22 protein-coding genes, 1 tRNA gene and 1 pseudogene are annotated in these 22,643 nt (G+C 66.5%); 17 read left to right on the top strand and 7 right to left on the bottom strand.

The features are described from left to right. Nucleotides 1-8: 8 nt before the first annotated feature. Nucleotides 9-599 carry a TetR/AcrR family transcriptional regulator gene (locus tag ABRP34_RS16405; protein WP_043417887.1) on the bottom strand — a complete coding sequence of 197 codons (591 nt, stop codon included), beginning with the start codon at nucleotides 597-599 and terminating at the stop codon, nucleotides 9-11. A gap of 121 nt (nucleotides 600-720) precedes the next feature. On the opposite strand from ABRP34_RS16405, the gene ABRP34_RS16410 reads away from it, so the two are divergent. Genes ABRP34_RS16410 through ABRP34_RS16420 form a run of 3 tightly spaced genes read left to right on the top strand, consistent with a single transcriptional unit; the run spans nucleotide 721 to nucleotide 4,106 of the window. After that, nucleotides 721-2,637, top strand: coding sequence for a primary-amine oxidase (locus tag ABRP34_RS16410; RefSeq protein WP_353711013.1), 1,917 nt, complete (start codon nucleotides 721-723; stop codon nucleotides 2,635-2,637). A gap of 9 nt (nucleotides 2,638-2,646) precedes the next feature. Then, on the top strand, nucleotides 2,647-3,120 hold the full coding sequence (locus ABRP34_RS16415; protein ID WP_353711014.1) for a hypothetical protein: 474 nt from the start codon (nucleotides 2,647-2,649) through the stop codon (nucleotides 3,118-3,120). A 32-nt stretch (nucleotides 3,121-3,152) separates the two neighbouring features. Continuing rightward, nucleotides 3,153-4,106 carry an Lrp/AsnC family transcriptional regulator gene (locus ABRP34_RS16420; RefSeq protein ID WP_353711015.1) on the top strand — a complete coding sequence of 318 codons (954 nt, stop codon included), beginning with the start codon at nucleotides 3,153-3,155 and terminating at the stop codon, nucleotides 4,104-4,106. Here the strand turns inward: ABRP34_RS16420 and ABRP34_RS16425 are convergent. Further along, the gene (locus ABRP34_RS16425) at nucleotides 4,090-5,523 is read right to left on the bottom strand and encodes an amidase family protein (protein ID WP_353711016.1); all 1,434 of its coding nucleotides are present in this window, start codon (nucleotides 5,521-5,523) and stop codon (nucleotides 4,090-4,092) included. The genes ABRP34_RS16420 and ABRP34_RS16425 overlap by 17 nt on opposite strands. A gap of 285 nt (nucleotides 5,524-5,808) precedes the next feature. Between ABRP34_RS16425 and ABRP34_RS16430 the strand changes: the two genes are divergently transcribed. Further along, nucleotides 5,809-6,543, top strand: coding sequence for a DUF5058 family protein (locus ABRP34_RS16430; RefSeq protein ID WP_353711017.1), 735 nt, complete (start codon nucleotides 5,809-5,811; stop codon nucleotides 6,541-6,543). Between the two features lie 75 nt (nucleotides 6,544-6,618). Continuing rightward, nucleotides 6,619-7,362 (top strand): hypothetical protein, encoded by a 744-nt coding sequence (locus ABRP34_RS16435; protein WP_353711018.1) that lies wholly within the window; start codon nucleotides 6,619-6,621, stop codon nucleotides 7,360-7,362. A gap of 91 nt (nucleotides 7,363-7,453) precedes the next feature. Here ABRP34_RS16435 and ABRP34_RS16440 read toward each other — a convergent pair whose 3' ends face one another. Next, on the bottom strand, nucleotides 7,454-8,005 hold the full coding sequence (locus ABRP34_RS16440) for a flavin reductase family protein (protein ID WP_353711019.1): 552 nt from the start codon (nucleotides 8,003-8,005) through the stop codon (nucleotides 7,454-7,456). A gap of 260 nt (nucleotides 8,006-8,265) precedes the next feature. On the opposite strand from ABRP34_RS16440, the gene pstS reads away from it, so the two are divergent. From pstS to pstB, 4 genes are all read left to right on the top strand, one after another. Continuing rightward, nucleotides 8,266-9,387 carry a phosphate ABC transporter substrate-binding protein PstS gene (gene pstS / locus ABRP34_RS16445; protein WP_353711020.1) on the top strand — a complete coding sequence of 374 codons (1,122 nt, stop codon included), beginning with the start codon at nucleotides 8,266-8,268 and terminating at the stop codon, nucleotides 9,385-9,387. A gap of 121 nt (nucleotides 9,388-9,508) precedes the next feature. Continuing rightward, nucleotides 9,509-10,441 carry a phosphate ABC transporter permease subunit PstC gene (gene pstC, locus ABRP34_RS16450; RefSeq protein WP_306920474.1) on the top strand — a complete coding sequence of 311 codons (933 nt, stop codon included), beginning with the start codon at nucleotides 9,509-9,511 and terminating at the stop codon, nucleotides 10,439-10,441. Continuing rightward, entirely contained in the window at nucleotides 10,442-11,551 is a 1,110-nt protein-coding gene (pstA, locus tag ABRP34_RS16455) for a phosphate ABC transporter permease PstA (protein ID WP_003799402.1), read from the top strand. Between the two features lie 83 nt (nucleotides 11,552-11,634). Beyond that, a complete protein-coding gene (pstB, locus tag ABRP34_RS16460; RefSeq protein ID WP_003799400.1) occupies nucleotides 11,635-12,414 on the top strand; it encodes a phosphate ABC transporter ATP-binding protein PstB in 780 nt (259 codons plus the stop codon). A gap of 287 nt (nucleotides 12,415-12,701) precedes the next feature. On the opposite strand, the gene ABRP34_RS16465 is transcribed toward pstB, so the two are convergent. From ABRP34_RS16465 to ABRP34_RS16475, 3 genes are all read right to left on the bottom strand, one after another. Beyond that, nucleotides 12,702-13,718, bottom strand: a complete 1,017-nt coding sequence (locus ABRP34_RS16465) for an inorganic phosphate transporter (RefSeq protein ID WP_003799397.1) — start codon at nucleotides 13,716-13,718, stop codon at nucleotides 12,702-12,704. Nucleotide 13,719: 1 nt separating this feature from the next. Further along, on the bottom strand, nucleotides 13,720-14,337 hold the full coding sequence (locus ABRP34_RS16470) for a hypothetical protein (RefSeq protein ID WP_003799394.1): 618 nt from the start codon (nucleotides 14,335-14,337) through the stop codon (nucleotides 13,720-13,722). Between the two features lie 257 nt (nucleotides 14,338-14,594). After that, nucleotides 14,595-15,254, bottom strand: coding sequence for a hypothetical protein (locus ABRP34_RS16475; protein ID WP_003799392.1), 660 nt, complete (start codon nucleotides 15,252-15,254; stop codon nucleotides 14,595-14,597). A 235-nt stretch (nucleotides 15,255-15,489) separates the two neighbouring features. Here ABRP34_RS16475 and ABRP34_RS16480 point away from each other — a divergent pair. Continuing rightward, nucleotides 15,490-15,562: transfer RNA gene (locus tag ABRP34_RS16480), tRNA-Lys, on the top strand. 109 nt (nucleotides 15,563-15,671) lie between these two features. Here ABRP34_RS16480 and ABRP34_RS16485 read toward each other — a convergent pair. After that, nucleotides 15,672-17,345, bottom strand: a pseudogene (locus ABRP34_RS16485) (glutamyl-tRNA reductase); the annotation flags it as partial. Between ABRP34_RS16485 and ABRP34_RS16490 the strand changes: the two are divergent. The 7 genes from ABRP34_RS16490 (at nucleotide 17,344) to ABRP34_RS16520 (ending at nucleotide 22,633) form a co-directional block, all read left to right on the top strand. Beyond that, nucleotides 17,344-18,351, top strand: a complete 1,008-nt coding sequence (locus ABRP34_RS16490) for a LacI family DNA-binding transcriptional regulator (RefSeq protein ID WP_353711021.1) — start codon at nucleotides 17,344-17,346, stop codon at nucleotides 18,349-18,351. The pseudogene ABRP34_RS16485 and the gene ABRP34_RS16490 overlap by 2 nt on opposite strands. Nucleotides 18,352-18,378: 27 nt before the next feature. Next, on the top strand, nucleotides 18,379-18,948 hold the full coding sequence (locus ABRP34_RS16495) for an isochorismatase family cysteine hydrolase (protein WP_353711022.1): 570 nt from the start codon (nucleotides 18,379-18,381) through the stop codon (nucleotides 18,946-18,948). A 122-nt stretch (nucleotides 18,949-19,070) separates the two neighbouring features. Continuing rightward, on the top strand, nucleotides 19,071-19,373 hold the full coding sequence (locus tag ABRP34_RS16500; protein ID WP_307099209.1) for an urease subunit gamma: 303 nt from the start codon (nucleotides 19,071-19,073) through the stop codon (nucleotides 19,371-19,373). A gap of 8 nt (nucleotides 19,374-19,381) precedes the next feature. Further along, the gene (locus tag ABRP34_RS16505) at nucleotides 19,382-19,714 is read left to right on the top strand and encodes an urease subunit beta (protein WP_353711023.1); all 333 of its coding nucleotides are present in this window, start codon (nucleotides 19,382-19,384) and stop codon (nucleotides 19,712-19,714) included. Continuing rightward, the gene (gene ureC, locus ABRP34_RS16510; RefSeq protein ID WP_353711024.1) at nucleotides 19,711-21,453 is read left to right on the top strand and encodes an urease subunit alpha; all 1,743 of its coding nucleotides are present in this window, start codon (nucleotides 19,711-19,713) and stop codon (nucleotides 21,451-21,453) included. The genes ABRP34_RS16505 and ureC overlap by 4 nt, the downstream gene beginning before the upstream one ends. Before the next feature lie 15 nt (nucleotides 21,454-21,468). Then, nucleotides 21,469-21,948 (top strand): urease accessory protein UreE, encoded by a 480-nt coding sequence (gene ureE, locus ABRP34_RS16515; RefSeq protein WP_003799382.1) that lies wholly within the window; start codon nucleotides 21,469-21,471, stop codon nucleotides 21,946-21,948. Further along, entirely contained in the window at nucleotides 21,929-22,633 is a 705-nt protein-coding gene (locus ABRP34_RS16520) for an urease accessory protein UreF (RefSeq protein ID WP_353711025.1), read from the top strand. The genes ureE and ABRP34_RS16520 overlap by 20 nt, the downstream gene beginning before the upstream one ends. The last annotated feature ends 10 nt before the right edge of the window (nucleotides 22,634-22,643 follow it).

A 22,643-nucleotide genomic window follows, 5' to 3' on the forward strand; every position in this document is an offset into this window, starting at 1 on the left:
TCGGGAGGCTAGCGTGTCAGCAGGGAAAGGAAGCCCTCGAGCTGCCTGTCCAGGCCGAGATCCGTCTGCCCCTCCGGAAGCAGCGCTGCCGCGATCTGGGCGCCGAGCAGCATGTTGAGCAGCTGGCCGGCGAGGCTGTCGTCGTCGACGGCGGTACTGACGTCCCCGCTGTCCCTGGCCTCCGCCAGGTGGCGCCGGATTGCATCCAGCCACTGCTGCATCGATTCCCGGTGGATCTGCGCCTTGCCGGGATCGTTGATGGCCTTCTGCCAGAAGGGGATGACGATCCGGGCTTCATTGATCCGCTCCTCATCCAGCGGGAGCACTTCGACGCAGAAGGCGCGCAGGGCCGCCAGCCCCGAAAGCCCCGACGTGACTTCGGCGATGCGCTCGTTGGTCCGGTTGAAGACGTGGCCGAACGCGAAAGTCAGCAGCGTGTCCTTGGTGGGAAAGTACGGTTTGAGGGCACCGTTTGCGAAGCCCGCCTCAGTGGCAATTTCCCGCATCGTGGCGCTTTCAATGCCCAGCCGGGCGATGATCCGCCAGGTCGCATCGACGAGTTCCAGGCGGCGCTCGTCATGGTCAACAATCTTTGGCACGCGGCCGCTCCCCAGTAAATATTTTCGCCCAGACTCTTGTGAGCCATCTTACGTTCGCTTATTCTCTACAACTATAGAAAATAAAAATCCGACCCGCCAGGGTCCCGGACAGAAGGCTGCTATGACGCCCTCCACTATCCAAACAGCCAGCCCCTTCCGCCTTGCCTCAGCTGGGGAAATCAGTGAGGTGCAGGGCATTCTTCGGACCGCGGGCCTCCTTGGCCCGGAGAAGCGCATTGCCTACCTGGGCGTCCTTGACCCGGCCCGCGGCGCCGGCAGTGAAGCGGAAGACCGGCGCTTCCGGGTCTTCATCCACGACGTCTCCGGCGCCCGGCCCCAGGAAGTCACTGTCTCGGTCACCCACGGCACTGTGATCTCCGCCGTCGAACTCGACACCGCGGCCACCGGAGAACTGCCGGTCCTGGAAGAGGAGTTCGAGGTTGTGGAGCAGCTGCTGGCCACCGACGAACGGTGGCTGAAGGCCCTGGCCGCCCGGAACCTTGACGTCAGCAAGGTGCGCGTTGCCCCGCTGTCCGCGGGTGTCTTCGAGTATGCGGAGGAGAGGGGCCGCCGGATCCTCCGCGGGCTTGCCTTCGTACAGGATTTTCCGGAGGACAGCGCCTGGGCTCATCCGGTTGACGGGCTGGTGGCCTACGTGGACGTGGTCAGCAAGGAAGTCACCCGGGTGATCGATACCGGCGTCTTCCCCGTCCCGGCAGAGCACGGCAATTACACCGATCCCGAACTCACGGGTCCACTCCGCACCACCCAGAAACCCATCAGCATCACCCAGCCCGAAGGCCCCAGCTTCACGGTGACCGGCGGCAACCACATCGAATGGGAAAAATGGAGCCTGGACGTCGGCTTTGACGTCCGCGAGGGTGTGGTGCTGCACAACATCGCCTTCCGGGACGGGGACCGGCTCCGGCCCATCATCAACCGCGCGTCGATCGCCGAGATGGTGGTGCCGTACGGCGATCCGTCCCCGATCAGGTCCTGGCAGAACTACTTCGACACGGGGGAGTACCTGGTGGGCCAGTACGCCAACTCCCTCGAACTGGGTTGCGACTGCCTCGGCGACATCACCTACCTCAGCCCGGTCATCAGCGACGCCTTCGGCAACCCCCGCGAGATCCGCAACGGTATCTGCATGCACGAGGAGGACTGGGGCATCCTGGCCAAGCACAGCGACCTTTGGTCCGGCATCAACTACACCCGCCGGAACCGCCGCATGGTGATCTCCTTCTTCACCACTATCGGCAACTACGACTACGGCTTCTACTGGTACCTCTACCTCGACGGCACCATCGAATTCGAAGCAAAAGCCACCGGCGTCGTCTTCACGTCCGCATTCCCGGAAGGCGGCTCGGACAACATTTCCCAGCTGGCACCGGGCCTGGGAGCGCCGTTCCACCAGCACATCTTCAGCGCCCGCCTGGACATGGCCATCGACGGCTTCACCAACAGGGTGGAGGAAGAGGACGTGGTCCGGCAAACCATGGGCCCGGGCAACGAGCGCGGCAACGCGTTCTCCCGAAAGCGCACCGTGCTGACCCGTGAGTCGGAGGCTGTCCGCGAGGCCGATGCGCGCACCGGCCGGACCTGGATCATCTCCAACCCCGAATCCAAGAACCGTCTCAACGAGCCGGTGGGCTACAAGCTGCACGCCCACAACCAGCCCACCCTGCTGGCCGACCCCGGGTCCTCCATTGCGCGGCGGGCCGCCTTTGCCACCAAGGACCTGTGGGTCACCCGCTACGCCGACGACGAGCGCTACCCCACCGGCGACTTCGTCAACCAGCACTCCGGCGGCGCGGGCCTGCCCTCCTACATCGCCCAGGACCGCGACATCGACGGCCAGGACATCGTCGTGTGGCACACCTTCGGCCTGACCCACTTCCCGCGCGTGGAGGACTGGCCCATCATGCCGGTGGACACCGTCGGCTTCAAGCTCCGTCCCGAGGGCTTCTTCGACCGCAGCCCGGTCCTCGATGTCCCGGCCAACCCCAGCCAGTCCGGCTCCCACTGCCACGGCTAGGGCCACGCCGTGACCGCCCTGCACTCCCGTGCCGTCTCTGCGGTGACCGCCGCGTCCTGCGTGGTGCACCTGGGACTGGTGGCCGGAAACCAGCACGGACCGTGGCTGGGCGTCGTGATGCTCGCGATGGTCGGGGTTTGCCTGCCGTGCGCTGTGCACCTGTGGCGCGGCGGCCGGGAGAAGACCCTGCGCCAGGTGATGGGATGTGCCCTGGCCATGGCTGCATTGCACGCCGCACTGCTGCTGGGCGCCCCCGCCGTTTCCGGCAGTGGCGCGCCGGGCCACTTCCACGCCGGCGCGGCGGCGCCTGGTGCGGGTTTCTTTGGGATGGGCTCTTTGGGGCCGGGTTTCCTGGTGTCGGGTTTCCTGGGGTCGGGCGCCGAAGGCTTGCTGGCCGTCGTCGTCCTGGAGATTACGACGGCGTTCCTCGCCGCGACGCTGCTCGCCCGCCTTCGCTCCGTCCATGCTGAAATGAAGCTCTAGCGGAAGGCCCTTTTGAGGATGACGGTGCACGGATGATCCTGCTCGATTCACTGGAGCGCCAGATTGTGGCTGCCCTGCAGCTCGATCCCCGCTGCCCCTGGCGGAAGATGGCCGCCGTCCTGGGCGAGCCCGAACGCACCGTGGCCCGCCGCGGGGCGCAGCTCTTGGAGTCCGGCGCCGTCTCCATCGCTGCCGTGCGGCCCCATCCGGCGTCGATGCTGGTGGAAATGCGCTGCACGCCGGGCACGGCCCGCGCGGCCGCACAGTCGCTCGCGCAGCGCTCCGACACCACGTTCGTTTACACCGTCACCGGCAATGGCGACTGCGTGGCCGAGATCCTCACGGACCCGGACAGGATGGGGGACATCCTCTCCGATGAACTGCCTTCCACGATCGGGCTGCGGCACTCCGTGAGCTATCCGGTGCTGCGGTATTTCCGGACCATCCAGGGCTGGCGGCCGGAGATGCTCACCGCGGAACAGGCAGACGCCCTGCGCTCGCCGGTCGCTGCGGACACGGGCGTGTACGCAGTCCGGCAGGTCCTGAACCGCCAGGACACCGAGCTCGTGGAGGCCCTCTGCGCGGATGGACGGATCAGTTTCGAAGCTCTGGCCAGGCGCGTCGGAGTTTCGGAGGCGACGGCCCGCCGGCGCTGCGAATGGCTGCTCGCCAACAACCAGGTCCAGCCCCGTGTGGTGGTGGAACCGGCCGCCCTCGGGCTCGCCGTCGAGGCACTGCTGTGGATCAGGGCCGCGCCGCACCAGGTGGAGCAGCTCGGCAAGAGCCTTGCCGGGCTGCCCACCGTGCGCTACGCGGCAGCGCTTGCCGGTGACTACCAGATCGTGGCCGACGTGACCGTGCCCGATCTGGCATCCCTGTACCGCCTCATTACGGCATCAGAATGGGCGGCGCAGGCCTCCGGTGTAGACGTGTCCGTGCTGCTGGACGCCCGCAAACGCGGCGGCCGCATCATGCGGGCTGGCTGAGGCCTGCCAGTTTAGGGGCGACGGCTGCGTAGTCCGTCTCCTGCTCGAACGCCCTCGCCCAGCGCAGCAGCTGCACGTCAGAGTAGTGGTTGCCGGCCAGCTGCAGTCCGATAGGCAGCCCGGAGCGGCTGAACCCGGCAGGCAGGCTCAGCACCGGCAGGCCGGTGGCTGAGAGCAGGCACGCCGACCGCATCCAGTCCAGATAGGTTTCGGTAGGGACACCGGCTACCTCCTGCGGGTAGCGCAGGGAGGCATCGAACGGCAGCACCTGCGCGCACGGGCTCGCAAAGATGTCGTACCGGCTGAAGAAGCCCTGCACGCTGTATTCCAGCCGGGTGCGGGCGGCGTTGGTGGCAATGATGTCCTCAGCGGTGAGGGCCTGCCCCTTGCCGACGTTCCACCGCACCTCCGGCTTGATCAGCTCGCCTGATTCGGCGACCAGCCCGCCCAGCCCGGCAGCGAAATCCAGTGCCCGCGTAGTGCCGAACACCAGATCCGCCTCGCTGAAATCCGGGCACGCTTCCTCCACCACGGCTCCCAGTTCCTCAAACACCGCGAGCTGGCGTTCCAGGTGGTCCGCGATTTCCGGTTCCACCGGAACACCAATGCCAAAGTCCCGTGACCAGCCGATCCGGACCCCGCGCATGTCCGTTTGCAGCCCGGCCCTGAATTCGGCCGGATCAATAACCTGCGGGTGGGGCACCCGCAGATCCCGTCCGGCGGTGACGGACATGAACAGGGCGATGTCCTCTACCGTGCGCGCCATCGGACCGGTCCGCCCCAGCCAGGACCACGCGTTGATATCGGACGGCACCGGAATGACAGCCTGGGACGGCCGGAATCCGACGATGTTGCAGAAGGACGCGGGGATCCGCAGCGAGCCGCCCATGTCGCTGCCGTCACCCATAGGCTGCACGCGGGAACCCACGACGGCGGCCACCCCGCCGCTGCTTCCGCCTGCGCTGAGGTCCGGCGCATACGGATTAGTGGTGGTGCCGAAGAGATCGTTGAACGTGTGGGAGCCTGCCCCGAACTCGGGAACGTTGGTCTTTCCCGTGCTGACCACGCCGGCGGCCTTGAGCCGGGCGATGATCAGGTCGTCCTTGGCCGGCACGAAGTCCTTCAGCACCACCGAGCCCTGGGTGGTGCGCATGCCGGCGGTGTTGTTGGTGTCCTTGTGCGTCAGGGGCAGGCCGTGCAGGGGCGGCAGCTCGTTGCCGGAGACCGTGAGCTCGTCGGCGCGGGCTGCCAGTTCCGCGGCGCCCTCGGGGTCGAGTGTCACCACTGCGTTGAGCCGGGGATTCACTGCGGCAATGCGTTCGAGGTGGCAGTCAAGGGCCTCCCTCGCCGAGATTTCCCTGTTCCTGATGGCGGCGGTGAGCTCGACGGCGGAAAGTTCGCTGATCGCGTCAGACATGGTGCTCCTTCGGGCGGTGGTTCAAGAGTGCGCGGTTGTACTTCCCTGAAGTGTGGAGGACCGGGAACGTGAACGGAAGGCATCGGCAACTGAATCCGCGGCTTGACTGATCCGGCCAGAATTTTGGCCGATTCCGCCATCCCTTGCCTGTCCGGGCCAGCGTCCCGGACAGTATTCCTAACCTGCTGGCCGATCCGGTCGGAGGTCACAGATCCCGCAACGCAGCGGTCCTGCCCGCGGCATCAGCATCGCCGGCCCCCAGCGGGCCCCAATCAGGAGGCTCCCATGCACGCACCCCTGGCACCCACCGGCTCCACGGACATCCTTGCAATCGCCAACGCCCCCGTCCTCTGGCTCTGCGTGGCGGGCGTCTTCGGCGTCATCGTGGTCCAGTCACTGATTTTCCTCCGGGCCGTGCGCCGGGCCGCGCCGTCGGTGCAGATGACACCAGGGGACATCAGGACGTCGTTCCGGTCCGGGGCTGTCTCCGCGATCGGGCCGTCGCTCGCCGTCGCGCTCGTGGCCATTGCGCTGCTGGCACTTTTCGGTGCACCCGCCGTGCTGTCCAGGATCGGACTGATCGGCTCGGCAGCCTACGACGTCTCGGCGGCCGGCATCGCCGCAGGCACCCTGGGCGCCAAGCTCGGCGACGAGAGCTACACCCAAAGCGTATTCGCGGTGGCGTTCTTTGCCATGAGCATCGGCGGAGCCATGTGGATGATCGCCACGCTGATCCTCACCCCGCTGCTCCGCCGCGGCGACGCGAAGGTCCGCGCGATCAACCCGGCGGCCATGGCCATCGTCCCCGCGGCGGCCCTCATCGGAGCCTTCGCGTGCCTGGGCTTCACCGAGCTGCCAAAGTCCGGTACCCACGTGGTCACCTTCGCCGTATCCGCCTCCGTCATGGCGGTGTCCCTGCTGCTGGCCAGGGCACTCGGCAAAAGCTGGCTCCGGGAGTGGGGCCTGGGCATCTCGATCGTCGCCGCCCTTGGCGCCGCACTTCTCGCGTCCGGCAATTGACCGGCGCCAACCACGAGCCACCCGCCAGAACCGGCCAACCCCGCCCCCCCGAAACCAATGGACAGGAATCCAGGTATGACAGCCAGCAGCACCGCACTCGCAGCCACGGACCAGGCCATGACCGAGTTTGACCGCACCACCTCGCGCTGGGGACGGGCCACCATGATCGCGGGCCTGCTGGTCTCCGTCGCCGGCCCCCTGTATCTCGTCTTCGCCGGAGGACTGGACATTGCGCCGGCGCAGCTCTGGATCGCCTTCGCTGCCGTCGCCGCCACATTCGGGATCATCTGGATCGTCGAGCCGCTGACGTATTACCCCATCCTCGGACCGGCCGCCATGTACCAGGCCTTCATGATCGGCAACATCTCCAACAAGCTCCTTCCCGCCGCCCTCATCGCGCAGACGAACATCGGCGCCAAACCCGGAACCCGCCGCGGCCAGCTGGCGTCCGTCGTCGCCATCTGCGGTGCGGCCGCCGTCCACCTGGCCTCACTGGCCATTTTCGTGGGGCTGCTGGGCAGCTGGCTCATCAGCGTTATCCCGCCTGCCGTCATGAACGTGACCCGGCTGTACGTGCTGCCCGCCGTCCTTGGCGCCGTGCTGGTCCAGGCCATCGTCTCCATGAGGCAGCCCCGCACCACGGTCATCGCCCTGGCCGTGGCAGCAGCCGTCGTCTTTCTTGTCCTCCCGGCGGTTCCCGGACTTGCCATGGTCTCCACCGCCATCGCCGTGCTGGGGACGGTGCTGCTGGCGTGGTTCTTCCGGGGACAGCAGCCCACTCCGGCCGGCCGTCCGGCCCAACCTGTCCACCTCGAGTAGCCCCCGAGGCGACGACAACAGGGTGCGTTCGGCCGGGATTCCCGACCGAACGCACCCTTTATTACTGTGCCAGCAGGTTTGAGCTGAACGGTTACGGTGCCAGTCGGCGGAACTCCGAGCCAAAATGCACCAGCGGGTCCGGAACCTCGGACGGATCCGCCGCACTGCCCATGGCCACCACCTCGCCCACCACCAGCAGGTGGGTGGCGGCAGCATGAACCGAAACGGTCCGCAGCTCGAAGTAAGCGAGGCAGCCGTCGATGATCGCAGATCCCGTGGCCGGTCCTCGCCGGAAGGGGACCTGCGCCAGGAGCCCGTGCAGCGGTGTCCCCGGACTGGCCAGCCACGTCGCCGTGCCCTGGTGCTTGCCGGACAGCACGCTCAGGGCCCAGGAGCCGGCTTCCTCCACCGCCTCGCCAATGCGGGATTCCGCATACAGGCTGACCAGCATGGTCGGCGGGTCGTACGACACCGAGAGGAAGCCGCTCACCGTGGCGGCGTAGTCCCGGTTCCGCAGCCGGGCGGAAACGACGGCCACGCCGGCGGTGATGTCCGAACTTAGCCTGCGGTACAGGTCCACGTCGGCGTCCGACGGCGGCCCCTCACCCCACTGGCGCGCGTCCAGGGGCCCTGAAGTCTCCATGATCCCATCGTGCCACGTGGGGCCAGTGTTAAGGCTGATAACGGTGTAGCCGAATCACTACGACTGTGGCGAAACTAACGCAATGGCAACTCAGCATCTGTAAGCCAATGGCCCGCCGTCGTTAACCCTGCGTTCACCTCGGACCCCAAAACTTGTTACCTGCGGCCCATAACTTCAGTGAAGGTACAAAAAGTACGCATGTCACGTTCGGACGTCTCCGGTCCGTACCGCATCGAAAAACCCTGGAAGGGGTACACCCAGTGAAGGCACTCCGCTTCGGCCGCCACGCGGCTATCGCTGTTATCGCCGCCGGCGCACTCGCGCTCACCGCCTGTGGTTCAGACAATGCCACCAACACCGCTCCGGCAGGCAGCGCCTCCGCCGCCGGCACCAAGGTCACCGGCACCCTGACCGGCATCGGCTCCTCCGCGCAGGGCGCGGCCATGGACGTCTGGAAGACGAACTTCGCCTCCGCCAACCAAGGCGCCACCGTCCAGTACTCCCCGGACGGCTCCGGCGCCGGGCGCAAGGCCATCCTCGACGGTTCGGCACAGTTCGCCGGGTCCGACGCCTACCTGAAGGACGAGGAACTGGCCTCGGCCAAGAAGGTCTGCGGCCCCGAGGGTGCCATCGAGATCCCCGTCTACATTTCGCCGATCGCCATTGCCTTCAACCTGCCGGACATCACCGAGCTGAAGCTGGACGCCCCCACCGCGGCCAAGATCTTCCGCGGCGAGATCGCCAAGTGGAACGACCCCGCCATCGCAGCGCTGAACCCGGACGCCAAGCTCCCGGACCTCGCCGTCACTCCGGTGAGCCGCTCTGACGACTCCGGCACCACCAAGAACTTCACCGAGTACCTCTCCGCCGCGGCTCCCGAGATCTGGAAGGACAAGGCCGACGGCATCTGGCCTGCATCCCTCAAGGGCGAGAACGCCAAGGGCACGTCCGGCGTCGTCAAGACCGTCACCGACACCCCGGGCGCCGTGACCTACGCCGATGACTCCGCCGTAGGCGGCAAGCTGGGCATCGCCCAGATCAAGGTCGGTTCCGAGTTCGTCAAGATCTCCCCGGAAGCCGCCTCCAAGGCAGTCGACGCCGGCAAGCCGGTTGACGGCCGCGCCGACACCGACGGCGCCATCAAGCTTGACCGCACCACCACCGAATCCGGCGCCTACCCAGTGGTCCTGGTTTCCTACCACATCGTCTGCTCCACTTACGACAAGCAGGAAACGGTCGACCTGGTCAAGGCTTTCGAGACCTACGTAGTTTCCGAAGAGGGCCAGAACGCCGCCGCCGAGTCTGCCAAGTCGGCTCCGATCTCCGCCGCACTGGCAGAGAAGGCCACCAAGGCCATCGAGTCGATCAAGGTCAAGTCGTAACGTCTGTCCTGTTCGCCGAGATTCCCCGCCCAGCCGCCAGGCAGGGCGGGGAACTTAGCCGTGTAAGCGCGGTTCCACCCCGATTCACATCTGATGCATCAACAACACCGAAGGGCCGGGTATGACCACCACCTCCCTGACCAGTTCCCGAGGCGCCGGCCGCGCCGGGGACAAAGTCTTCTCCGGAGCGGCCCTGGCGGCAGGCTGCCTGATTCTTGCCGTGCTGTTCGGCGTGGCGCTCTTCCTCGTCATTCAGGCGATTCCCGCCTTCACCGCCCCCGCCGCGGACATCCAGGGCGGCGAGGGCTTCTTCGCCTACATCTGGCCGATCGTCGTCGGCACCCTCATCGCGGCCATCATCGCCCTGGCCATCGCCACGCCGGTCTCTATCGGCGTCGCCCTCTTCATCTCGCACTTCGCCCCTCGCGGCCTCGCATCCGGCCTCGGCTACGTGATTGACCTGCTCGCCGCGATCCCCTCCGTGATCTACGGTGCCTGGGGCGCCGCCTTCCTGGCCCCGCAGATTTCGCCCGCCTACGGCTGGCTCGCCGCGAACATGGGCTGGCTGCCCATCTTCCACGGTCCGGCCTCCGCCACAGGCAAGACCATCCTGACCGCCGGCATCGTGCTGTCCGTCATGGTTATCCCCATCATCACGTCGCTGTCCCGCGAGATCTTCCTCCAGACCCCCAAGCTGCACGAGGAAGCAGCCCTCGCCTTGGGCGCCACCCGCTGGGAAATGATCAAGATGTCGGTGCTGCCCTTCGCCCGCCCGGGCATCATCAGCGCCGTCATGCTGGGCCTCGGCCGCGCGCTGGGCGAAACCATGGCCGTGGCGCTGGTGCTGTCCTCCGGCGCACTCACCGCCAGCCTGATCCAGTCCGGCAACCAGACCATCGCCGCCGAGATCGCCCTGAACTTCCCCGAGGCCAGCGGCCTCAAGGTGAGCACGCTGATCGCCGCGGGCCTGGTCCTGTTCGTGATCACGCTCGCCGTCAACATGATCGCCCGGTGGATCATCAGCCGGCACAAAGAATTCTCGGGAGCCAACTAAATGACCTCCACCCTGACCCCCGTCCGCAAGCGGTCCGCCCTGACCAAGGGCCAGCTGCCCAAATATGCCCCTTACGTGGTTCTGGGCGTCGCGCTGGTCCTCGGGGCCGCCATCCTCGCGCTGATCGGCTTCAACGCCTTCGGCTGGGGAGTCGTATCCGCCGTTCTTTTCGCCGCCGGGCTCGTGGGCTGGAGCGGTGCCGTTGAGGGGGCGCGCAAGGCCAAGGACAAGCTCGCCACGTGCCTGGTGGTGGGCGCCTTCCTGGTTGCCCTGCTGCCGCTGATCTCCGTTATCTGGACCGTCATGGTCAACGGCATCCCGGGCCTGTTGAACCCCGGTTTCCTGGGCACCTCGATGAACGGCGTCACGGGCGTGTTCGACAACCGTGCGGCCGAAGGCACCGGGCCGGTCGTCGGAGGCATCTACCACGCGCTCCTGGGCACCGTGCAGATCACCCTGCTGGCCACCGTCATCTCCGTTCCGGTGGGCCTGCTGACGGCGATCTACCTCGTCGAGTACGGCAACGACCGCCCGCTGGCCCGCGCCATCACATTCTTCGTGGACGTCATGACCGGCATCCCGTCCATCGTCGCCGGCCTCTTCGCCGCCGCGTTCTTCTTCGCGGTGGTAGGGCCCGGCACCAAGACCGGCGCCGTCGCCGCCGTCGCACTGTCCGTGCTGATGATCCCGGTGGTGGTCCGGTCCAGCGAGGAAATGCTGAAGATCGTGCCCAACGAGCTCCGCGAGGCCTCCTACGCGCTGGGCGTCCGCAAGTGGCGGACCATCCTCAAGGTGGTTATTCCGACGGCGATCTCCGGCATTGCGTCGGGCGTCACCCTGGCCATCGCCCGGGTGATCGGCGAGACCGCCCCCATCCTGGTGACCGCAGGGTTCGCGACGAGCATCAACAACAACGTGTTCGGCGGATGGATGGCCTCGCTGCCCACGTTCATCTACACGCAGATCCTGAACCCCACCTCGCCGTCCAACCCCGACCCCTCGTCGCAGCGGGCGTGGGGTGCGGCCCTGGTCCTCATCATCCTGGTGATGCTGCTCAACCTCGGCGCCCGCCTGATTGCCCGGGTCTTCGCCCCGAAGACGGGCCGCTAGGCCGGACCGCCCACACCGATCGCTGTCCGGCCCGGGAGGCCGGGCTCTAGACTTCAATTCATCCCAGCAAGTTAAGGAACATCATGTCCAAGCGCATCGACGTCAAAGACCTGAACGTGTACTACGGCAATTTCCTGGCCGTGGAAGATGTCAGCATCAACATCGAGGCCAAGTCCGTCACGGCGTTCATCGGCCCCTCGGGCTGCGGCAAGTCCACCTTCCTGCGCACGCTGAACCGCATGCACGAGGTGCTGCCGGGCGCCCGCGTCGAGGGCGAGGTGCTGCTCGACGGCGACAACCTGTACGGACCCGGCGTGGACCCGGTGACGGTGCGCTCCCAGATCGGCATGGTGTTCCAGCGGCCCAACCCGTTCCCCACCATGTCCATCCGGGACAACGTCCTGGCCGGCGTGAAACTGAACAACCAGAAGATCTCCAAGGGCGAGGCCGATGCCCTGGTGGAGCGCTCGCTCCGCGGCGCCAACCTTTGGAACGAGGTCAAGGACCGCCTGGAGAAGCCCGGCTCGGGACTGTCCGGCGGCCAGCAGCAGCGCCTCTGCATCGCCCGCGCCATTGCCGTGGAACCGCAGGTAATCCTCATGGACGAGCCGTGTTCCGCCCTGGACCCGATCTCCACCCTGGCCGTTGAGGACCTCATCAACGAGCTCAAGGACCAGTACACGGTGGTGATCGTGACCCACAACATGCAGCAGGCCGCCCGCGTCTCGGACAAGACGGCGTTCTTCAACATCGCCGGCACCGGCAAGCCGGGCAAGCTCATCGAGTTCGCCGAGACCAGCACCATCTTCAACAACCCGAGCCAGAAGGCCACCGAGGACTACGTCTCCGGCCGCTTCGGATAATCCCCAGCCGCACCCCGGACTCGCAAGCTCGCCCGGGGACCCCTGCGGCTGTGGGCCCACCCAGCCGCACCCCGGACTCGCAAGCTCGCCCGGGGACCCCTGCGGCTGTGGGCCCACCCAGCCGCACCCCGGACTCGCAAGCTCGCCCGGGGACCCCTGCGGCTGTGGGCCCACCCAGCCGCACCCCGGACTCGCAAGCTCGCCCGGGGACCCCTGCGGCTGTGGGCCCACCCAGCCGCACCCCGGACTCGCAAGCTCGCCGAGCCTGTGGGGAGCAATCGATCTTTTTAGGCCGCGATGAGCGGGGAGAGTGCCAGTTCCAGGACGAAGGCTCCCGCGGCGGTGGCCGCCGGCGTCAGGACCCACAGTGACAGGATCCGGGTCACCAGCTTGCGGTGGCTGGTGGCGAACTGCTGGTTTTCCCCCGCACCAAGCACGGCGGACGTGACCGTGTGAGTGGTGGAGACAGGCCAGTGCAGCCCGATGGCGCCAATAAACAGCAGGAGAGCACTGAAACCCTGGGCCACCACACCGCGCAGCGGATCAATCCGGGTGAGCCGGTAGCCAATGGTGTGCGAGATGCGCCAGCCGCCAAAGAGCGTGCCCACCGTGATCATGACCGCGGACAGCAGCGCCACCCACATAGGAAGCGAGCCGCCGTCCGAGTAACCGGCGGCCAGCAACGCCAGGATGAGTACCGCGCTGACCCGCTGGCCATCCTGCAGCCCATGGCCGAAAGCCACGGCGCCGGCCGCGATCGACTGTGCAGCCCGGAACCGTTTATTGACCACGCTCGGCTGGGTGTACCGCGCGGCCCAGGTGACGGGAAACACCAGCAGGTAGGCGGCGATGAAGGCAATGAGCGGCGAGAGTGCCAGGGGAAGGACCACCTGGAACAGGAGTGACTGGTCCACGCCGCCCACGGAGTTGCCGCCCACCAGCACGCTGGCGGTTCCCGCGCCCGCCAGGCCGCCCACCAGGGCGTGAGTGGAGGAGGAGGGAATGCCCCGCCACCACAGGAACAGGCCCCAGGCGCAGGCGCTGGCGAGGCCCGCGGCGATGATGGTCAGGCCGCTGTCGCCCGGCGGGAGAACAACCCAGTTCTGGCTGATGGCCACGGCCAGGCCGGCACTCAGCAGCGCGCCGATGAGGTTGAAGAGGGCAGCCAGAAGCACGGCCACGGTGGGTGTCAGGGCGCGTGTCCGCACGGCAAGGGCCACGGAGGTGGACACGTCCCTGAAGCCGTTGATGAATGCAAAAGCCGCGGTGAGGAGCACCACCAGGGCAAAGATGAACAGCGTCACCTCAGGATTCCTTGACGATGATGCTGCCCACCTGGGTGGCGATACGGCGCATGTCCTTGGTGACGTCCACCAGCTGGTTGGCGATGTCCCGGTTGCGGGCGTACTGGGCGGATTTCATGTCCTTGAGCATGTCCGCGACCCAGACGCGGTGGGTCCGTTCGGCCCGCTTGGCCAGGCGCAGGACCTCGATCCAGTAGTCCTCAAGGTCGTCCAGGTTGTTCAGCCGGCGCATGGCGTCTGCCGTCAGCTCGGCCTGGCGGCTGATGATCTCCAGCTGGTCGGCTGCGCGCTTGGGCAGCCGGTCCAGGTTGTAGAGCGCTACGAGTTCGGCCGCGGCGTCCAGCTTCTCAATGGCTTCATTCAGGGACTGCGAAAGGGCGTACATGTCCTCGCGCGGGAGGGGGTTCACAAAGCTGGTGCGCATGTGGGTCAGCAGGGCGAAGTGCAGCTCGGCCGACTTTGCCTCGTGGTTGTGCATGTCCTCGACCAGCCGGTGGTGTTCGGTGGCCGGCGCGCCGAGGATTTCAGCCATGGTTGCGCTGGCAAGAACGATCTGCCGGGCCAGCTGCGACAGCAGGTTCAGGCCTGCGGGCTCCTGGGGAAAAAGGCGCAGCTTCATGAGTACCGGTCTCCGGAGGATCGTCAGGGCGGGACGCCGCGGGAGGCTTTTGACTTGACCTCGGAGCCGCAGCTACCCAGTACTTTACCGGCAGCTGGATGAGGGCATAAAAATGGTGCCGAACCGGATACGCCTCTCGGCGGTAGGCCGCTCTAGGCGGCTAAATGTTGAAGCCCGGGGGTTTCGCGGTTCGGCACCTATTTCAGTGTTCTACTTTGGCTGGGCCAAGTCAACATTGACAGATCGGGCCTGATGGGTCAGTCGAGCTCACCCAGTCGCCAGGCGTTGGCGGCGTGTTCGAGGTCCTCTGCGGTCTTGACGAGCAGGTGCGAGTTGCGCGTCAGTTTGCGCGCGTGGCTCTCGTTTGAATGCTCCGCACCGTCCGCGAGCGTGGCCTGTCCCAGCGCCACCACGCGGCAGAACGCGGCGGACCGTTCCAGCGCAACGTCGAAGTCGCCGTCGAATGCCCCGGACAGGATAGCGTCCGCCATGGTCTTCATTTCGTCGGCGCCCGGCGGTTCGGCCGCGCCGGCCACCACATTGGAGACCTGCGCTGTGTCCTTGCCCGCCTTGAAATAAACGGAGATGCGCTCGGGATCCTGCACGGTTGCCGCGCGGAGGGCATACAGCCGCCACAGCGCGCCGGGCAGTGAACGTGCCGGGCTTTCAGCCCACATCTCCGCGATTGCCTCCAGGCCCTGCTCGTCGGCCAGCTTGACCAGCCGTTTGGTGATGACGGGATCATCGCTGTCCCGCCCGTGGCGCACCAGGGCCTGGGCGGCCAGGTGCGCAGCTTCCGAGACACGCGCCGGATCGGCGCCGCCCGCGAAAGGTTCGAAATCTATGGGCGCAAAAGGCTTCGGTTTGTGGTGCCGCTCCGCCCCGCCCGGGCCGCTGGTTCCTGCATTCTGGCTCATGGTCCCACGCTACTCCTGCAAGGAACCGGAATCGAGCGCCCCTTGCAGCGCCCGGCCCGTCCTGCACCAGCAGCCCGAAACCCTGCCGTCTCCCAAAAAAGACACGTTCGACGGCGGCGGCGGGGCGCCGTGCTGAAGTCGCCACCGTCTGGGGTACAGTATTAAACGTCCAGAAATGGACAGGAACTGTTTCGCGTTTGCAGGCTGCTGAAGCCCGCATTTCAGCAGACAGTTTGGGCCTTTAGCTCAGTTGGTAGAGCATCGGACTTTTAATCCGTGGGTCGTGGGTTCGATCCCCACAGGGCCCACTCTTTTAGCGAAGAGTGGAAAGTCCCCGGCTTCCTGGGAACAGGAATCCGGGGACTTTTTATTTGCGCCGGCCTCCGCTTTCCCGGCCGCCGTCAGGTCCAGCCCGAACAGCGTTTCCAGGGCGGCGGTGTATTCGTCCTGCCGGCCGGCTGCCGCCAGCTCGCGTGCCCTCGAGGTGGGAACATGCAGGAGTTGCCGCACCACCCGCCGCAGGGCGAATTCCACCGCTTCCGCGGTGGCCGTGCAGCCATGCTGGTTCTTCACCCGGGCCACTTCACCCGCCAGCACCGACTGCATGTGTTCGCGCAGCGCCACGATCGCCGGATCAAGGAGCCGCACGTGCCGGTCCTCCTCGAAGCGCCGGGCGGCCTGCCGGACCAGTTCACCGGCCTGCCGGACGACGTCGGTTTGTTCACGCGGCGAGGCCAGCCGCACATGCTCCAGCGTGATGAGGTCAAGCCCCGGCAGTTCGCCCACTTCCGGTTCGAAGTCCCGGCTGAGGGCGAGGTCGACGACGACGAGCGGTGCGGCAGCGCCCTGCCGGAAGGCGCGAAAGTCCCCGGAGCCGAGCCGGGGGCCGCGGCCGCTGCAGCCGATCACCACATCCGCTCCGCGGACGGCAGCGGGCAGATCCTCGGAGGTCAGGCCCGTGGCGCCCCGGGCTGACGCAAAGGCCTCGGCCCGCCCGGACCAGGAAAACACGGACACCGCCGGGCACGCCTTTGCCGCCAGAAGGGCAAGGGTGGATCCGGCGTAGGCGCCGGTGCCGAGGACCACCACGGACAGGCCGGACAGGTCCCGGCGTCCCAGCCGGGAGAGAGCCAGGTCCAGCGCAACGGACACCATGGAGCGGCCGGCCTCACCCAGGGCCGTCAGCGATCCAACTTCGCGGGCGGCGCGGGAGGCTGCCTGGAAGAGCCGGACCAGTGATCCGCTGGCCGATCCGGTCTCCTGGGCCGAGGCAAGTGAGCGGCGCAGCTGCCCGGTGATTTCCCGTTCGCCCACCACCGCCGAGTCAAGGCCGGCCCCCACCGAGAACAGATGCTCGGTCAGGGCGGTGCCGGTCAGGCAGTCAAACGCCCGGCTGAGTTCATCGTGGGAAACACCCGAGCATGTGCTGATGATACCCAGCACGTGCCTCCTGGTGGTTTCCGGATCGGCCGCCGGACAGACGTCGCAATAGACCTCGAACCGGTTGCACGTGGCAAGCACAACCGCTCCCGCGATGCCGTCCAGGTCCGCGATGACGTCCGAGGTGATGCGGATGGGTCCCGAACCGAGGCGGGCCAGGAACTCCAGGCCGGTTCCCCGGCCGTCCGCGCCGTCAGCCGGTTCGGGACCCCCGTCTCCGCACCGGGGAACGGCTCCCTGGTGCGGTGTGCGGGCATGGTGGGAAACCACAAGAGCAAACTGCCGTTCTGACGGGGGTAATCCCTCGATGGATCCCCCTGCACCCTGCAACAAATCGGCCCCCTTCCGCCGCAACGTTCCCCACCCTGTCCTGCCGCGATCCTTGGTGGCCGGCCCGGGTGGCCGCCGCTTAACACTTAAGAGGACACCCGTTCCGGACCGGTCCCGCCGGTGGCCGCCGCTTATGAGGACACCGCCGATTGTCGCCGGGGCCAGGCGCCGTTGCCTGGCCCCAGAGCCAAGAGACCTTGCAGAAAGAGTGGGGGACCCACCTTGGGAAATTCTTGATGGGCGGGGTGGCCTGCATTCTGCAACGATGTATCGAAAGAGAGATGTCCGAGGGGGATGTCTGCCGCGAAAGGGACCCTGCATGGCCGTGACAATGAACGATGTTGCCCGTGCGGCCGGAGTTTCCCTCAAAACCGTGTCAAATGTGCTCAACAACTATGAGTTCATCAGGCCGGCCACCCGGCAGAAGGTGCTGGACGCAATCGCCGAGCTTGGCTATGAGGCGAACCTGACGGCGAGGAGCCTGCGTTCCGGGAAGTCCCGCATGCTGGGCCTGGTGGTGTCCGATCTCTCCGTGCCGTATTACGCTGAGCTCGCTTCCAAACTCATGACTGTGGCAGCCGCCCGGGACTACCGCGTCCTGGTCGAGCAGTCCGCGGCGACCAGGGCCAACGAGCTCACCGCCCTGCAGGGATCCCTGAGCCAGCTGACGGATGGCCTCCTGTTCACTCCGCTGGTGCTCGACGCGGACGCCGTGGCCGCCGCCCGCCGTGGCACCAAACCCGTCGTGATGCTCGGCGAGCACATCGACGACCCGCGGTTCGACCTCGTCACCATGAAGAATGTCGGCGCGGCCAAGGCCATGACAGCCCACCTGCTGGCGGGAGGACGGCGCCGAATCGCGGTGATCGGCGCCTCTCCCGAAGACCGTGCCGGCTCGCCTGGACTTCGGCTGGCCGGGTACCGGGAGGCGCTGGCCGAGGCGGGTGTGGCCTTTGATCCGGCCCTGATTGTGCCATCGGAGTGGCGCCGTGACGGCGGTTCGACGGCGGTGGCGAGGCTCCTGGACGGCGGCCAGCCGTTCGACGCCGTCTTTGGATTGAACGACGCCCTGGCTCTGGGGGCGATGCACGAACTGCTGCTCCGCGGGGTCAGGGTGCCCGAGGATGCTGCCGTGGCAGGGTTCGACGACATTGATGAGGCGCGGTTCTCGTCCCCGTCGCTGACCACTGTTGCCCCCGGCATGAACGAGATCGCCGAGCGGTCCGTGCAGCTGCTGATCGACCGGATTGAGGAATCCGGGAAGGCTGCCGAAGGCACGCATGTGGAAGCGCAATTTGAACTGAGGATCCGTGCCTCGGCCCCCTAAAATTCTCAGTGCACGAAAGGTGGATCCATGATTGCCCTGCTCATCATCGACATGCAGAATGCATACTTCGAAGCGCCGGAACTGGCAGCCCAGCGGGAGCGGCTGGTCGCCTCCTGCAACAGGCTGCTGGAGGGGTTCACGTCCAACGGACACAGGGCGCTGCTGGTTGGCACCGAGCACGAGCGGGACAAGTCAACGTGGACGCTGAGCATGCTGGACGATGACCAAGGCTTCATTTTTCGGGGCAGCAAGCAGGCGGAGGCTGTGCCCGGCCTCGTCACCGACGGCCTGCCGCAGCTGAGCAAGACGCGGGACAGCGCCTTCATGGGAACCGACCTGCTGTCCCGGCTGCGGAACTGGGACGCCGACGAAGTGGTGCTGGCGGGCGTCTCCACGCACAACTGCATCGCCCAGACCGGAGCGGACGCCTTCGCCCACAACATCCGGGTGACGTATGCGGAGGACGCCATGGCCTCGGAGGACAGCCAGGACGCAGCGGACATGCTGCGTATCCTGTCCACCACATACCGCCAGCCTGTCCAGTCGAACGATGCAATCCTCGCCCGCCTCAGCGGAGACAAGAGCCGAGACCGCTGACGGCGGAGGCCGTTGGGAAACGCGGCTGCTGGGGGCCGACCTGATGCTCCGGAAACGTGGTGGAAACGAACGGGGCTTAGTCTGGGTCCCACGCCGACCCGTAGGCCGTTGAAGGGAACCTCATGCATCTGCTGCCCCGTGAGCAGGAAAAGCTCATGATCGTGGTCGCCGCCGACCTCGCCCGGAGGCGCCAGTCGCGGGGACTCAAACTGAACTATCCGGAAGCCGTGGCGATCATCAGCTATGAATTGATCGAGGGTGCCCGGGATGGCCGCACCGTGGCTGAGCTCATGAGCTACGGCACCACGCTGCTTAGCCGTGACGACGTCATGGAGGGCGTACCGGAGATGATCCACGATGTCCAGATCGAGGCCACCTTCCCTGACGGCACCAAGCTCGTCACCGTCCACAACCCCATCCGATAGGGGGCATCATGATTCCCGGAGAGTACGTCCTGCGTCCCGAACCGCTGGTCCTCAACGCGGGCAGGGAGGCGATCGACGTCGTCGTCCTCAACACCGGTGACCGGCCCGTGCAGGTGGGCTCGCATTACCACTTCGCGGAGGCGAACCCGGCGCTGGAATTCGACCGCAGCGCTGCCTATGGGCGGCGCCTGGACATCCCCGCCGGCACCGCCGCACGGTTCGAACCGGGCGACGGGAAAACCGTCCGGCTGATTCGGCTGGCCGGCAGCCGTGAGGTTTATGGCCTGAGCAACGCGGTGAACGGCAGCCTCGGTGCTGACCGGGACGGCGGCCGCCAATGAGTTTCGAATTGTCCCGCAGGCAGTATGCGGACCTGTACGGCCCGACGACGGGCGACGCCATCCGCTTGGCGGACACCGAACTGTTCCTCGAGATTGAGAAGGACCTCACGAACTACGGTGAGGAAGTGGTGTTCGGCGGCGGGAAGGTCATCCGGGACGGCATGGGACAGAACGGCCAGGCCACCCGGGACGGCGGTCCTGATGGCGGTGTGCCGGACACAGTCATCACCAATGTAGTGGTGCTGGACTACACCGGGATCTACAAGGCCGACGTCGCACTGAAGGACGGCCACATCTTCCGGATCGGCAAGGCCGGCAACCCGCAGATTGCCGACGGCGTGGACATCGTCATCGGCGCGAGTACAGAGATCATTGCGGGGGAGCGGAAGATCCTCACCGCCGGGGGCGTGGACACGCACATCCACTTCATCTCCCCGGACCAGGTGCCCACCGCCCTTACCAGCGGCGTCACCACCATGGTGGGCGGCGGCACCGGGCCGGCCGAAGGCACCAAAGCCACCACCGTCACTCCCGGCAAGTGGCACATCCAGCGGATGCTGCAGGCCACCGAGGGCATGCCCATCAACATCGGGCTGTTCGGCAAGGGCCACGCGTCCGCCGTCGAACCTCTGGCCGAACAGATCCGGGCCGGTGCCATCGGGCTCAAAGTCCACGAGGACTGGGGTTCCACCACGTCATCGATCGATACCTCGCTGAAAGTGGCGGACGCGTACGACGTCCAGGTGGCCATCCACACGGACACCCTGAACGAGTGCGGCTTCGTGGAGGACACCATCCGCGCCATCGGCGGGCGCGTCATCCACACGTTCCACACCGAAGGCGCCGGAGGCGGGCACGCACCGGACATCATCAAAATCGCCGGCCTGCCGAACGTGCTTCCCGCCTCCACAAACCCCACGCTGCCCTACACCCGCAACACCATCGAAGAGCACCTGGACATGCTCATGGTCTGCCACCACCTCAATCCGGACATCCCCGAGGACGTGGCCTTCGCAGATTCCCGCATCCGTGCCGAAACCATTGCCGCCGAGGACGTCCTGCAGGACCTCGGCATCTTCGCCATCACGTCCTCGGACTCCCAGGCCATGGGGCGCGTGGGCGAGGTGATCACCCGCACCTGGCAGGTGGCGGACAAGATGAAGAAGCAGCGCGGCGTCCTCAAAGACCCTGCCGGTGGAACACACGGCTCGGCAGACAGCGACAACTTCCGGATCAAGCGATACGTGGCGAAGTACACCATCAACGCCGCCATCGCGCAGGGCATGGCCGACTCCATCGGCTCCGTCGAGGAAGGCAAGTTCGCGGACCTGGTGCTCTGGGACCCCGCGTTCTTCGGCGTGAAGCCCGAGCTGGTCCTCAAGGGCGGCCAGATTGCCTACGCGCTGATGGGCGACGCCAACGCCTCCATCCCTACCCCGCAGCCGCGCACCATGCGCCCCATGTTCGCCGCGTTCGGCAAAGCCGTGCAGCAGTGTTCCATCACGTTCCTGTCGCAGGCGGCCATCGATGCGGGGGTGCCGGAAGAACTGGGGCTCCAAAAGCACATCCGCCCCGTGTCGGGGATCCGCACGCTGTCCAAGGCCGACCTCAAGTTCAACGACGCCACACCGGACATCCAGGTCGACCCCGAAACGTACCAGGTGAGCGTGGACGGCGAGGACGTCACCTGTGAACCGTCGGACGTCCTGCCCATGGCACAGCGCTACTTCCTCTTCTAACTCCCGGAGCCTGACGTGATCATCGAAAAAATCCTCGGCAACCTGCACGACCTTCCGGCCGCCGAGTCTTACGCCGGCCTGCACCGGGAGAAAGTAGTCCTGCCAAGTGCCCAGCTGGTCAAGCGCATCCAGCGCGTCACCACCGACCACGGCAACGAGATCGGCATCAGGCTTCCAGCGGGATCGGCAGACCTCCGCGACGGCGACGTGCTGCACCTGGCCGAAACCAACATGATCGTGGTCTCCGTGTTGCCCACCGACGTCCTGGTGATCGCGCCACGGACCATTCACGAAATGGGCGTCGTGGCACATTCCCTGGGCAACCGGCACCTGCAGGCGCAGTTCTTCGACGCGTCCTCCGAGTACGGTGCCGACGTCATGGTGTGCCAGTACGACCACACCGTCGAGGACTACCTCAAACACGTCGGAGTGCCCTACAACCGCCAGGAACGCGTCATGCCAGTGCCTTTCCGCCATGCTGAACACACGCACTGACGAGCCGTCGGCTTCAGGGAACAGCTACCAGCTCTCCCTGCGGCAGCTAACTGATTCCTCGATTCCTACAGGGGCGTTTGCTCACTCGCTGGGGTTTGAGACCTACATTGAGCGGGGGGTCGTTCATGATGAGGAGTCCTTTGGGCGGTGGCTGGGAGCGTTCCTCTCGCAGCAGCTGACCTATTCCGACGCCCCGACCATGCGATTCCTGTATGAGGGGTGGGATGTTCTCGAGCTGGACGGGCTGCTGACCGCGCAGCTTTTGCCGCGGCAGGTGCGTGAGGCCAGCATCAAGATGGGAAACCGGATGCTCGACATCGGCGCCGAAGTGTTTCCCTCGGCCGAACTGTCCGCGTACCGGGCATTGGTGAGTAGTGGCCGGGCCGCCGGCCATCAGCCGCTGGCGTTCGCCGTCGTCGCCCGTTCCCTCGGGGTTCCGGCGGCTGAGGCGATCGCCGCGCACCTTTTCGCGACCGTCACGTCCCTGACGCAGAACGCCGTCCGGGCCATCCCGCTCGGGCAGACCGCCGGGCAGCGGGTGCTGCGAAACGCTCACGACGCCGTTGCTGCCGCCGTCGAGCGGGCCGCCCGCCTCACACCGGACGACTTCGGTGCCGTCAGCCCCGGACTGGAGATTTCGCAGATGAGGCATGAGCGCCAGCGTGCCCGCATGTTCATGAGCTAGCAGGAGGACA

Source organism: Arthrobacter sp. K5 (genome assembly GCF_040448525.1).
GTDB classification, from domain to species: domain Bacteria; phylum Actinomycetota; class Actinomycetes; order Actinomycetales; family Micrococcaceae; genus Arthrobacter; species Arthrobacter globiformis.

Bases quoted from the DNA above. Each gene is read 5' to 3' on its own strand.
- ABRP34_RS16505 (WP_353711023.1), top strand. From the start codon at position 19,382: ATGATTCCCGGAGAGTACGTCCTGCGTCCCGAACCGCTGGTCCTCAAC.
- ABRP34_RS16435 (WP_353711018.1), top strand. From the start codon at position 6,619: ATGACAGCCAGCAGCACCGCACTCGCAGCCACGGACCAGGCCATGACC.
- ABRP34_RS16430 (WP_353711017.1), top strand. From the start codon at position 5,809: ATGCACGCACCCCTGGCACCCACCGGCTCCACGGACATCCTTGCAATC.
- ABRP34_RS16490 (WP_353711021.1), top strand. From the start codon at position 17,344: ATGGCCGTGACAATGAACGATGTTGCCCGTGCGGCCGGAGTTTCCCTC.
- ureC (WP_353711024.1), top strand. From the start codon at position 19,711: ATGAGTTTCGAATTGTCCCGCAGGCAGTATGCGGACCTGTACGGCCCG.
- ABRP34_RS16500 (WP_307099209.1), top strand. From the start codon at position 19,071: ATGCATCTGCTGCCCCGTGAGCAGGAAAAGCTCATGATCGTGGTCGCC.
- ABRP34_RS16520 (WP_353711025.1), top strand. From the start codon at position 21,929: ATGCTGAACACACGCACTGACGAGCCGTCGGCTTCAGGGAACAGCTAC.
- ABRP34_RS16470 (WP_003799394.1), bottom strand. From the start codon at position 14,337: ATGAAGCTGCGCCTTTTTCCCCAGGAGCCCGCAGGCCTGAACCTGCTG.
- ABRP34_RS16495 (WP_353711022.1), top strand. From the start codon at position 18,379: ATGATTGCCCTGCTCATCATCGACATGCAGAATGCATACTTCGAAGCG.
- pstB (WP_003799400.1), top strand. From the start codon at position 11,635: ATGTCCAAGCGCATCGACGTCAAAGACCTGAACGTGTACTACGGCAAT.
- ABRP34_RS16410 (WP_353711013.1), top strand. From the start codon at position 721: ATGACGCCCTCCACTATCCAAACAGCCAGCCCCTTCCGCCTTGCCTCA.
- pstC (WP_306920474.1), top strand. From the start codon at position 9,509: ATGACCACCACCTCCCTGACCAGTTCCCGAGGCGCCGGCCGCGCCGGG.
- ABRP34_RS16440 (WP_353711019.1), bottom strand. From the start codon at position 8,005: ATGGAGACTTCAGGGCCCCTGGACGCGCGCCAGTGGGGTGAGGGGCCG.
- pstA (WP_003799402.1), top strand. From the start codon at position 10,442: ATGACCTCCACCCTGACCCCCGTCCGCAAGCGGTCCGCCCTGACCAAG.
- ABRP34_RS16475 (WP_003799392.1), bottom strand. From the start codon at position 15,254: ATGAGCCAGAATGCAGGAACCAGCGGCCCGGGCGGGGCGGAGCGGCAC.
- ABRP34_RS16420 (WP_353711015.1), top strand. From the start codon at position 3,153: ATGATCCTGCTCGATTCACTGGAGCGCCAGATTGTGGCTGCCCTGCAG.
- ABRP34_RS16425 (WP_353711016.1), bottom strand. From the start codon at position 5,523: ATGTCTGACGCGATCAGCGAACTTTCCGCCGTCGAGCTCACCGCCGCC.